Below are 11,207 nucleotides of genomic sequence, written 5' to 3'. Positions count from 1 at the left end.
CGGGGCTCGAACTGAGCCCCGCGACGATCCGCAACGTGATGTCCGACCTCGAGGAACTCGGGCTCGTCGCGAGCCCCCATACGTCGGCCGGCCGCATTCCGACGCCGCGCGGGTATCGTCTGTTCGTCGATACCATGCTGACCGTCGAGCCCGTGCAGGACGACGAGGCGGTCGAGCGCGTGGTGCGCAAGACGCTCAAGCCGGGCGAGCCGCAGAAGGTCGTGGCGGCCGCCGCGAGCGTGCTCTCCAATCTGTCGCAATTCGCGGGCGTGATCATGACGCCGCGCCGCAGTCACGTGTTCAAGCAAATCGAGTTCATGCGCTTGTCGTCCAAGCGCATCTTGCTCATCATCGTGACGCCCGAAGGCGATGTGCAGAACCGCATCATGGCCACCCAGCGCGACTATTCGCCGTCGCAGCTGATCGAGGCCTCCAATTACATCAACGCGCATTTCGGCGGACTTTCGTTCGACGAGGTGCGCCGGCGCCTGCGCGAGGAAATCGACCGGCTGCGCGGCGACATGACGGCGCTCATGCACGCGGCCGTGACGGCTAGCACGGAGGAAGGCGACGACAACGACACCGTGCTGATTTCGGGCGAGCGCAACTTGCTCGAAGTGGCGGATTTGTCGTCCGACATGGCACGGCTGCGCAAGCTTTTCGACGTATTCGACCAAAAAACGAGCCTCCTTCAGTTGCTCGACGTGTCGAGCCACGCGCAGGGCGTGCAGATTTTCATCGGCGGCGAATCGACGCTCGTGCCGATCGAGCAGATGAGCGTCGTGACGGCGCCGTACGAGGTGAACGGCAAGATCGTCGGCACGCTCGGCGTGATCGGCCCCACGCGGATGGCATACAACCGCGTGATTCCGATCGTCGACATCACCGCGCGCCTGCTCTCCACCGCGCTCAGCCAGCCCTAGCCCATCGCCGCGGGCGTGCCGAGGGCCGGCGGGGCTGGGCGCCCGCGCCCCGATGGCACGGCCGCCCGCGGCGAGCATGCCTTGCCGGCATGGATCATCGTGCGCTCCTTCGCCTTCCCCCGCCATTGGCCGGACGGCCGAGGAGACGGCCGCCGGCGCCGCTATAATGGTCCTCACTTCAACCCAAGCGGTGCAGCCTTCGTGCCGCGCCCGGGCCTTGCCTCCGGGCGCTTCCGCTTCCCATTGCTCATGCGTTTCGATCTCGAGTTGCCGTCGCAGCCCGCCGCATCGCATCGCGTCGCCGTGCTGCTGATCAATCTCGGCACGCCCGACGCGCCGACGCCGCGCGCCGTGCGCCGCTACCTCGCCCAATTCCTGTCCGATCCGCGCGTCGTCGAAATTCCCGCGCTTGCCTGGCAGCCGCTGCTGCGCGCGCTGATCTTGCCGCTGCGGGGGCGTTCGTCGGCGAAGAAATACGCATCGGTCTGGATGCCCGAGGGCTCGCCGCTGCGGGTGTACACGGAAAAGCAGACGGAAGCGCTGCGTCAACTGCTTCATGCGAACGGCTACCGCGTGCTCGTCGATTACGCGATGCGCTACGGCACGCCGAGCATCGGGGCAATGCTCGGCCAGCTCAAGCTGGCCGGGGCCGAGCGCGTCCTGTTGATGCCGATGTACCCGCAGTATTCGTCCTCGACGACGGCAACCGCGTTCGACGCCGCTTTCGCGGCGCTCGCGCGCATGCGCAATCAGCTCGAAATTCGCACGGTGCGCCACTACGCCGATCACCCGGCTTACATCGCGGCGCTGGCCGAGCAAGTGCGGCGCTATTGGGCGGCGCACGGCCGGCCCGATTTCGCGGCCGGCGACAAACTCGTGCTGAGCTTTCACGGGGTGCCCAAGCGCACGCTCGATCTTGGCGATCCGTACCACGAGCAGTGCCGCGCCACGGGCGCGCTGCTCATGGCGGCGCTCGGCCTCACGCCCACCGAATGCCGCGTGACCTTCCAATCGCGCTTCGGCCGCGCCGAGTGGCTGCAGCCGTACACGGCGCCCACGCTGCACGAGCTCGGTGCGGCTGGCGTGCGCCGGGCGGATGTCTTCTGTCCCGGCTTCACGGCCGATTGCCTCGAGACGATCGAGGAAATCGGGCTCGAAGTGCGCGACGAGTTCCTGCGCGCCGGCGGGAGGGAATTTCATCGCATCGCCTGCCTCAATGCGGAGCAGGCGTGGATCGGGGCGCTGGGCGAAATCGTCGTCCAGCAGTTGCAAGGCTGGCCGGCGCACGAAGGGGTGCCGGCCGGGGTGGCGGCTTGAACCTTCGTCTCGCACGAAAAGGCGGCGGCTCCGGCCGACCAGGCAGGCTCGTTGCGTGCATCGATGAGCGGGCTTCGGCTCGCGGCGTTTCGTTTTCGATCCTCTGAATGAACCATAAGATTTCGACCGAACCGGGTGCGCGCACGCGCATCGACAAATGGCTCTGGGCAGCCCGTTTCTTCAAGACGCGGTCGCTGGCTGCCGACGCCGTGGAGAAAGGCCGCGTGCGCATCGGCGGCGTGGCCGTGAAGCCCGCGAAAGACGTCCGGATCGGCGATCTCGTCGCAGTCGAGATCGAACGGTTCGTATGGGAGGTTCAGGTTTTGGGGATTTGCGAGGTGCGCGGGCCGGCCAGCGTGGCCCAGACGCTCTACGCGGAAACGCCGGACAGCCGGGCGAAACGCGCGGCGGAGGCCGAGCGGCGCCGCACCTACCGCGAACCCGCGGCCGCGCTGCAGGGACGCCCGACCAAGCGCGACCGGCGCGTCATTGACAAACTTTCAGGCGGGGATTGAACAGCGAGTCGATCGCGGCATGGGCACCGCCGTATTCCGTCGTGCAGGCGGTCACCGCGCCGGACAGGCATATGGTCGTGGTTCCGGCGACGAGTACCAGGGCGACCACCGCGACGGCAAAGGTCAGTTTCACGGTACTCCCTCACGCGGAGAAAGACGGCACGGACGGAAAGCGATTCGGATGGGCACGACGCTGGCGCTCGAGCCCCCACCCGTCCGAGCGGAGCGCGAAACGCATGAAAGCAGTGTAGGGCAAACCACGATGGTGCTCAACGCCGTTTCGGCGTTGGCGCCGTAACCGGTGTTACCGTTCATTTCCGGCTCGCACAAAGTGCAAAAAAGCGGCGCACGGGCTCTTGAAATGCCGTGCGGCAACCCCATTTGCCGAAGCAATGCGCGGCGGCAAGCGCTATTCGAGCGCCGGCTCGGCCAAGAATCGGGTTCGTCACTCGGCCGCGGGGAGGCAATCCCCGCAGCCCGCCGCTGCTTCGATTTTCACTTTTTGGACGATTTTCAGCGACATGGAACATACGCAAGACAATCCGGCCAGCCAGCAACCGCCGTCTTCCGAGGCCGCCGGACAGCCGAGCGCCGCCGAGAACGTCGCGGCCCCGGGCGAAGGCGGCAATGCCGGTGCTGCGCCCGATGCGGCGCTCGCCGAAGCCCAGGCGAAGATCGCGGAGCTGAACGAGAGCTTCTTGCGCGCGAAGGCCGAGACGGAAAACGTCCGCCGCCGCGCCGCCGAAGACATCTCCAAGGCGCGCAAGTTCGCGATCGAGAGCTTCGCCGAGCATTTGCTGCCCGTGCTGGACAGCCTCGAAGCCGCGCTGGCCGATACTTCGGGCGACGCCGCGAAGCTGCGCGAGGGCGTCGAACTGACGCTGCGCCAGCTGTCGAGCGCGATGGAAAAGGGGCGCGTCACGGTCGTGAACCCCGTTGGCGAGAAGTTCGACCCGCATCAACATCAGGCCATTTCGATGGTGCCGGCCGAGCAGGAGCCGAATACGGTCGTTTCGGTGCTGCAAAAAGGTTATGTGATCGCCGATCGCGTGCTGCGCCCGGCGCTCGTGACGGTCGCGGCGCCGAAGTGAGCCGGCCGCGGCTCGTCCGCGGAACGAGCCCTCGATGAGCGCGCCGGACGCCGCGCGACGGGCTGGCACGGCCTTGCGCAGTTCAGGGTGGCGTCGATGCGGTGCGGGCAAGGATCGAAAAAAAAGGGATTGACTGGCTCGTCGCGGGCGGATCGCGCGCAGGGTCTTGAAAACGGTGCGACGGCACTCATGTTGGGTGCAGGTTTGAATTGAGCGGGCGGCCGCGCGAACGAAGCGCCGTCTCGTCGAAGTGATCGGAATATCTCGGAGAGCAGAAAAAATGGGCAAGATTATCGGTATCGACCTTGGCACCACGAACTCGTGCGTGGCGCTGATGGAAGGCAACCAGGTGAAGGTGATCGAGAACTCGGAGGGCGCTCGCACGACCCCGTCGATCATTGCCTACATGGACGACAACGAAGTGCTCGTCGGCGCGCCGGCCAAGCGTCAGTCGGTGACGAACCCGAAGAACACGCTGTTCGCCGTCAAGCGCCTGATCGGCCGCCGCTTCGAAGAAAAGGAAGTGCAAAAGGACATCGGCCTGATGCCCTACAAGATCCTCAAGGCCGACAATGGCGACGCCTGGGTCGAAGCGCACGGCGAGAAGCTCGCTCCGCCGCAAATTTCGGCGGAAGTGCTGCGTAAGATGAAGAAGACGGCCGAAGACTACCTCGGCGAGCCGGTCACGGAAGCCGTGATCACGGTGCCGGCCTACTTCAACGACAGCCAACGTCAAGCGACGAAGGACGCGGGCCGCATCGCCGGCCTCGAAGTCAAGCGGATCATCAACGAGCCGACGGCGGCTGCGCTCGCATTCGGCTTGGACAAGGCCGAAAAGGGCGACCGCAAGATCGCCGTGTATGACCTCGGCGGTGGCACGTTCGACGTTTCGATCATCGAGATCGCCGACGTCGACGGCGAAATGCAGTTCGAAGTGCTCTCGACGAACGGCGATACGTTCCTCGGCGGCGAAGACTTCGATCAGCGCATCATCGATTACATCATCGGCGAGTTCAAGAAGGAACAGGGCGTCGATCTGTCGAAGGACGTGCTCGCGCTGCAGCGTCTGAAGGAAGCGGCCGAAAAGGCGAAGATCGAACTGTCGTCGAGCCAGCAGACGGAAATCAATCTGCCGTACATCACGGCCGACGCGTCGGGTCCGAAGCACTTGAACCTGAAGATCACGCGCGCCAAGCTCGAAGCGCTCGTCGAGGAACTGATCACCCGTACGGTCGAGCCTTGCCGTATCGCGATCAAGGATGCCGGCGTCAAAGTCAGCGACATCGACGACGTGATCCTCGTCGGCGGCATGACGCGCATGCCGAAGGTGCAGGATACGGTCAAGGAATTCTTCGGCAAGGAGCCGCGCCGCGACGTGAACCCCGACGAAGCCGTGGCCGTGGGTGCCGCGATCCAAGGGCAGGTGCTCTCCGGCGAGCGCAAGGACGTGCTGCTGCTCGACGTGACGCCGCTTTCGCTCGGCATCGAGACGCTCGGCGGCGTGATGACGAAGATGATCAACAAGAACACCACGATCCCGACGAAGCACTCGCAAGTGTATTCGACGGCCGACGACAACCAATCGGCCGTGACGATCAAGGTGTTCCAAGGCGAGCGCGAAATGGCCGCGGGCAATAAGCTGCTCGGCGAATTCAACCTCGAAGGGATTCCGCCCGCCCCGCGCGGCGTGCCGCAAATCGAGGTGACGTTCGACATCGATGCGAACGGCATCTTGCACGTCGGTGCGAAGGACAAGGCGACCGGCAAGGAAAACAAGATCACCATCAAGGCGAACTCGGGCTTGTCCGAAGCCGAGATCGAGAAGATGGTGAAGGATGCCGAGGCGAACGCCGAGGAAGATCATCGTCTGCGCGAGTTGGCCGATGCGCGTAACCAGGGCGACGCGCTCGTCCACAGCACGAAGAAGGCGCTGAGCGAGTACGGCGATAAGATCGAGGCCTCCGAGAAGGAGAAGATCGAGTCGGCCCTGAAGGAGCTCGAGGAAGTGCTCAAGAGCAGCTCGGCCGACAAGGCGGAGGTCGAAGCGAAGGTCGAAGCGGTGGCAACCGCATCGCAAAAGCTCGGCGAGAAGATGTATGCCGACATGCAGGCGCAAGGTGCCGCGGGTGCGGCGGCCGGCGGTGCTTCGGCGGGTGCGGCCGGCGCTGCCGGAGCGACGGCGGGCCAGGGCGCCAGCAAGCCCGAGGACGATGTCGTCGATGCCGAGTTCAAGGAAGTGAAGAAGGACTGACCGACGGCCGCGTGATCGCGCCGTGAGGCGGCCGGCGTTTCTTCCCGCAATGGAAGAAACGGCCGGCCGAATCGACGCCTGGCGGGCCTTCGGGTTCTCCGGGCACGTTTGTTTTATGGAGGGCGACGTCGCCAGTGCCGGCCGAGGCGGCTTGGCGGTGCGCCTAACGAGTCGTAAGACTCCACAGTATGCGAAAGGAGCGGTCGCGCCGCGAAGCGCGGACCGGCGGTGAACCGATGGCGAAACGGGATTACTACGAGGTTCTGGGCGTTGCGAAGAACGCGAGCGACGACGAGATCAAGAAGGCGTATCGCAAGCTCGCGATGAAGTACCACCCCGACCGCAACCCGGACAGCAAGACAGCCGAAGAGCATTTCAAGGAGGCGAAGGAAGCCTATGAAATGCTTTCGGACTCGCAAAAGCGCGCGGCGTACGATCAGTACGGCCATGCCGGCGTCGACCCGAACATGGCGGGCGCCGCGGGTGCGCACGGCTTCGGCGGCTTTGCCGACGCGTTCGGCGACATCTTCGGAGACATCTTCGGTCAAGCGGCCGGCGGCGCGGCCCGCGGCCGCGCGGGTCCGCAGGTCTACCGAGGCGCTGATCTGCGCTACAGCATGGAGATCACGCTCGAGCAAGCGGCGCATGGCTGCGAGACGCAGATTCGCGTGCCGAGCTGGGTGTCGTGCGAGGTCTGTCACGGCTCGGGCGCCAAACCGGGCACGAAGCCCGAAACCTGTCCGACCTGCAACGGCTCGGGTGCCGTGCGCATGTCGCAGGGTTTCTTCAGCATCCAGCAGACTTGCCCGAAGTGTCACGGCACCGGCACCTACATTCCCGATCCGTGCGCGAACTGTCACGGTGCGGGCAAGGTGAAAGAGACGAAGACGCTCGAGGTCAAGATTCCGGCCGGCATCGACGACGGCATGCGCATCCGTTCGTCGGGCAACGGCGAGCCCGGTGTCAACGGCGGGCCGCCGGGCGATCTCTACGTCGAGATTCACATCAAGTCGCACACCGTGTTCGAGCGGGACGGGGACGATCTGCATTGCCAAATGCCGATTCCGTTCACGACGGCGGCGCTCGGCGGCGAGATCGAAGTGCCGACGCTCGCGGGCCGTGCGACGTTCACGGTGCCCGAGGGTACGCAGTCGGGCAAGACGTTCCGGCTGCGCGGCAAAGGCATCAAGGGGCTGCGTTCGAGCGTCCCCGGCGATCTGTACGTGCACGTGCAAGTCGAAACGCCCGTCAAGCTGACCGATCCGCAGCGCGATCTGCTCAAGCAGTTCGAGAAGTCGCTCGTCGAAGGAGGCCCGCGGCACAGCCCGCAGAGCAAGAGCTGGTTCGACCGGGTGAAGAGTTTTTTTGATTGATCGCGTGAAGCGGTCATGAGGTGCTGCGCGAGCGCACCGGCGGAACGGTAGATGAACGCAGAAGAACGCGGCGCGGTGTTCGCGCTGCTCGACGATTGCGACGCGAGCGCCGCGGCGCCGGCCAGCCGGCTCTATACGGGCTTCGTGCGCGTCCTCGTCTGCACGGACGCCTCCGCGCTCGATGCGGTTTGCGCCGAGGTGGAACGGGCGATGCGCGGCGGGCTGCATGCGGTCGTGCTCGGGGACTACGAGTTCGGCCGAGATTTGGAATTCCGCAAGCGATCGGTTTCCTCTGCGGTTTCCTCGGCGGCTTCCGCCGTGGCCTCTTCGGGATCTCATTTCACGCAGCGCGGCGACGCCTCGCTGCGTTTTTTGTTGTTCGCGCATTGCGAGAAGCGCTCGCGCGAGCAAGTCGATGCCTGGCTGGCTGCGCTCGATGGCGGCGGCATGAATGGCATGAACGAGGCGAGCGGCGCGGGCGCGCCTTCGCTCGGCCCGAGCCCTGGCCCCGGTGCCGCGACCGGGGGGCCCGGCGCGAGCAAAGCGCAGGCACTTGCGTCGCCGTCCGTCGCCGGTGCGGCGAACGTCGTCGAAAGCGTGACGCCCGAGGCGTTCGCGGCGGCGATTGCGGCCGTGCATGAAGCGTTGCGCGCCGGCGAGTCCTACCAGATCAATTACACCTATCGTCTCGCGTTCGAGGCGTTCGGTTCGCCCGTGGGGCTGTATCGGCGCTTGCGCGAGCGGCAACCCGTGCGCTATGGCGCGTTGATCGCTTTGCCCGGCGACGAATGGGTGCTCTCGTGCTCACCCGAACTGTTCGTCGAAAAGCACGGCGAGCGGCTCCGCACGCGCCCGATGAAGGGCACGACGGCCCGTGGCGCCACGCCCGCCGAAGATGCGCGTGCAGCCGCGTTCTTGCGCGGCGATCCGAAGAATCGAGCCGAGAACCTCATGATCGTCGATCTACTGCGCAACGACCTTTCGCGCGTGGCGAAGACGGGCTCGGTTCAGGTCCCTGCCTTGTTTTCGGTGGAGCCCTATCCGTCGATTTGGGCGATGACGTCGACGATCGAGGCCGACCTGCGCGAGCGCACCTCGTTCGCGGAGGTGCTGCGGGCGCTGTTTCCGTGCGGATCGATCACGGGCGCCCCTAAGCATCGGACGATGCAGCTCATCGACGAAATCGAGACGACGCCGCGCGGGCTCTACACGGGCACGATCGGTTGGGTCGAAGCTGCGCCCGCGACCGCTGCGCACGACGAAGCAGCCGCGGGCTGCGGCGACTTCTGCCTATCCGTCGCGATTCGGACGCTGATGCTTGGCGCGCCCACGGAGGACGGCGGCACGCGGCACGGAATCATGGGGGTCGGCGGCGGCATCGTGCTCGACAGCATCGCGGCGGACGAATACGCGGAATGCCGGCTCAAGGCGAAATTCTTGACCGGTGCGGACCCGGGGCTGCAATTGTTCGAAACGATGTACGCGACGCGGGATGACGGCGTGCGTCATCTCGATCGGCACCTCGCCCGCCTGGGCGGGAGCGCGGCGGAACTGGGCTTCGCGTTCGACGAACCGGCGCTGCGCGAACGTCTTGCGGCGCACTGCGCGCGATTGCCCGCCGGCATCGCCCACCGCGTGCGGCTAGCGTTGAGCAAGGACGGCCGTGCCGACGTCACGGGGGGCGCGCTCGGTGCGGTGATGCGTCTTGCCGAAACCGGCGAGGCGGCGGCCGGTCGGCCTGCGGCAAACGCCGATACGTCCGATGGCGGCGCGAGCGTCGGTGTTCTGCTTGCGTCGGACCACGGCTTCGCTCCGATACGCTCCCGGGCGTTCTTGCTGCGCCATAAGAGCACGTCGCGCGCCGAATACGACCGCGCCTGGCGGTTGGCCGAGGCGCAAGGCGGCTTCGACATGTTGTTCTTCAACGAGCGCGGGGAGTTGACGGAGGGCGGGCGCTCGAACGTCTTCGTCAAGCTGGACGGGCGCTGGTACACGCCGCCGCTGTCGGCTGGATTGCTGCCGGGCGTCATGCGGCAGGTGTTGCTCGACGATCAGGCGATGCAGGCAAGCGAGCGCACGCTGACACGAGCCGATCTGCTGCGGGCGCAAGCGCTCGTCGTCTGCAACGCGTTGCGCGGCGCATTGCCGGCTCGCCTCGTCCGGCGCATCTAGCGGGCGAACGGGAGGACGAACGGGACGGCGATGCGTCCCGTGCGCCGCGATGCGCCGATGGCGTCGATCCAGCGCCGTTCGGCCGCCGAGCCGCCTTGCTTCAGAAAACGTGCTCGGGCCCAGGAAACGAACCGTCTTTCACGGCTTTCACATACGCCTCGATGGCTGCGCCGATACTGGGCGCGCCGGCCATGAAGTCCTTCACGAAACGGGCCTGCTTGCCGGGGAAGATCCCGAGCATGTCGTGCAGCACGAGCACTTGGCCCGAGCAGTCGACACCGGCGCCGATGCCTATCGTCGGAACCGCGACTGCGTTCGTCACGTTGGCGGCCACGGACGGCGGCACGGCTTCGAGCACGATCAACTGAGCGCCCGCGTTCTGCACGGCCAGCGCATCGCGCAGCAATTGCTGCGCGCCTTCCTCGGTCCGGCCTTGTACCTTGAAACCGCCGAACGCATGCACCGATTGCGGCGTGAGACCGACGTGCGCGCAGACGGGCACCGAGCGTTCGACGAGAAAGCGGATCGTCTCGGACAGCCATTCGCCGCCTTCGAGCTTGACCATCTGCGCGCCTGCGCGCATCAATTCGACGGAGCTCGCGAACGCGTCGGCCGGCGTGCCATAAGTGCCGAACGGCAGATCGGCGACGATGAGCCCGCGCGGCTGGGCGCGCGCGACGCAGGCGGTGTGATAGGCGACGTCGGCGAGCGTCACGGGCAGCGTCGTCGTTTGCCCCTGCACGACGTTGCCCAGCGAATCGCCGATCAGCTGCACGTCGACGCCGGCGCGGTCGAGCAGCGCGGCGAAGCTCGCGTCGTAGCACGTTAGCATCGCGATCTTTTCGCCGGCCTCGCGCATGGCCTGCAGTTTCGGCACCGTGATCTTCGGCCGGTTGGATTCCTGCAAATAGGTCATCGAAAGTCTCGCAGTCGAATATCGGAAATCGGTAATCTGATCGGAAGGAAGAATCGAGCGCGAATGCGCCGCGGACGCGATATCAAAGCGCTTTGACGAAGCTCGCTTTGCGTCCGCGCATCGTCTCGACGTGCTCGAGCAGCAGCGCGAAATCGGCATCGGATTCGAGCAGATTCAGATGCTCGGTGTTGACGGTCAGCACGGGGCTGTCGTCGTAGTGATAGAAGAACTGATCGTAGGCTTCGGAAAGCGCTCGCAGATACGTTTCCGATATCCGTGCTTCCTCGGCTCGCCCGCGTTTGGTCACGCGCGCGAGCAGCGTCGCGGGGCTCGCCTGGAGATGAATGACGAGGTCGGGCGCCGTGGCCTCCGGGGCGGCGAACCGCTCGGTCAACTGCCGATACAGGTGCCATTCGTCATCGTCGAGCGTCAGGCGCGCGAAGACGGCACTCTTTTGCGCAATAAAATCGGTGACGAGCGAGTCGCCTCGCGCGAGCAGTTCGGCGGTTTGACGCGCCTCCTCGGTCCGCTGCAGCACGAATTGCAATTCGGTGGCCAACGCGTAGCGCGGCATGTCGCCGTAAAAACGCGTGAGAAACGGATTGGCTTCGGGCCGCTCCAGCACGGTGCGCATCGGCCAGCGTTCGGC

The 11,207-nt window shown here is 65.8% G+C and carries 10 protein-coding genes; 7 read left to right on the top strand and 3 right to left on the bottom strand.

Features of this window, described 5'->3' with window-relative positions:
- From hrcA to ACTHNZ_RS19345, 3 genes are all read left to right on the top strand, one after another.
- Positions 1-923: heat-inducible transcriptional repressor HrcA (hrcA, locus tag ACTHNZ_RS19355; protein ID WP_440544184.1), on the top strand; the 923-nt coding region annotated here is incomplete at its 5' end.
- 249 nt (positions 924-1,172) lie between these two features.
- Positions 1,173-2,240 carry a ferrochelatase gene (gene hemH / locus ACTHNZ_RS19350; RefSeq protein WP_440544183.1) on the top strand — a complete coding sequence of 356 codons (1,068 nt, stop codon included), beginning with the start codon at positions 1,173-1,175 and terminating at the stop codon, positions 2,238-2,240.
- 107 nt (positions 2,241-2,347) lie between these two features.
- On the top strand, positions 2,348-2,755 hold the full coding sequence (locus tag ACTHNZ_RS19345) for an RNA-binding S4 domain-containing protein (RefSeq protein ID WP_440544182.1): 408 nt from the start codon (positions 2,348-2,350) through the stop codon (positions 2,753-2,755).
- Here the strand turns inward: ACTHNZ_RS19345 and ACTHNZ_RS19340 are convergent.
- Positions 2,727-2,888, bottom strand: coding sequence for a hypothetical protein (locus ACTHNZ_RS19340; RefSeq protein WP_440544181.1), 162 nt, complete (start codon positions 2,886-2,888; stop codon positions 2,727-2,729). The two genes, ACTHNZ_RS19345 and ACTHNZ_RS19340, sit on opposite strands and share 29 nt — an antisense overlap.
- A 388-nt stretch (positions 2,889-3,276) precedes the next feature.
- Here ACTHNZ_RS19340 and grpE point away from each other — a divergent pair, with 388 nt between their 5' ends.
- From grpE to pabB, 4 genes are all read left to right on the top strand, one after another.
- Positions 3,277-3,846: a nucleotide exchange factor GrpE gene (gene grpE / locus ACTHNZ_RS19335; protein ID WP_440544180.1), complete on the top strand. Its 570-nt coding sequence runs from the start codon at positions 3,277-3,279 to the stop codon at positions 3,844-3,846.
- Between the two features lie 259 nt (positions 3,847-4,105).
- Positions 4,106-6,097 carry a molecular chaperone DnaK gene (gene dnaK / locus ACTHNZ_RS19330; RefSeq protein WP_440544185.1) on the top strand — a complete coding sequence of 664 codons (1,992 nt, stop codon included), beginning with the start codon at positions 4,106-4,108 and terminating at the stop codon, positions 6,095-6,097.
- A gap of 236 nt (positions 6,098-6,333) precedes the next feature.
- Entirely contained in the window at positions 6,334-7,470 is a 1,137-nt protein-coding gene (gene dnaJ, locus ACTHNZ_RS19325) for a molecular chaperone DnaJ (protein WP_440544178.1), read from the top strand.
- A 51-nt stretch (positions 7,471-7,521) separates the two neighbouring features.
- Positions 7,522-9,642: an aminodeoxychorismate synthase component I gene (gene pabB / locus ACTHNZ_RS19320; RefSeq protein WP_440544176.1), complete on the top strand. Its 2,121-nt coding sequence runs from the start codon at positions 7,522-7,524 to the stop codon at positions 9,640-9,642.
- Between the two features lie 100 nt (positions 9,643-9,742).
- Here the strand turns inward: pabB and panB are convergent, their stop codons facing one another.
- Entirely contained in the window at positions 9,743-10,558 is an 816-nt protein-coding gene (gene panB, locus ACTHNZ_RS19315; protein ID WP_440544175.1) for a 3-methyl-2-oxobutanoate hydroxymethyltransferase, read from the bottom strand.
- A gap of 82 nt (positions 10,559-10,640) precedes the next feature.
- A partial coding sequence (locus ACTHNZ_RS19310; RefSeq protein WP_440544174.1) for a deoxynucleoside kinase occupies positions 10,641-11,207 on the bottom strand: 567 nt, incomplete at its 5' end.

The sequence above is a fragment of the Trinickia sp. genome, from assembly GCF_051953955.1.
Taxonomy (GTDB): Bacteria; Pseudomonadota; Gammaproteobacteria; order Burkholderiales; family Burkholderiaceae; genus Trinickia.
Note: the sequence above shows the minus strand (reverse complement) of the source record. Positions and strands in the feature narration are given on the sequence as shown.

Bases quoted from the DNA above. Each gene is read 5' to 3' on its own strand.
- dnaJ (WP_440544178.1), top strand. From the start codon at position 6,334: ATGGCGAAACGGGATTACTACGAGGTTCTGGGCGTTGCGAAGAACGCG.
- ACTHNZ_RS19345 (WP_440544182.1), top strand. From the start codon at position 2,348: ATGAACCATAAGATTTCGACCGAACCGGGTGCGCGCACGCGCATCGAC.
- panB (WP_440544175.1), bottom strand. From the start codon at position 10,558: ATGACCTATTTGCAGGAATCCAACCGGCCGAAGATCACGGTGCCGAAA.
- hemH (WP_440544183.1), top strand. From the start codon at position 1,173: ATGCGTTTCGATCTCGAGTTGCCGTCGCAGCCCGCCGCATCGCATCGC.
- grpE (WP_440544180.1), top strand. From the start codon at position 3,277: ATGGAACATACGCAAGACAATCCGGCCAGCCAGCAACCGCCGTCTTCC.
- pabB (WP_440544176.1), top strand. From the start codon at position 7,522: ATGAACGCAGAAGAACGCGGCGCGGTGTTCGCGCTGCTCGACGATTGC.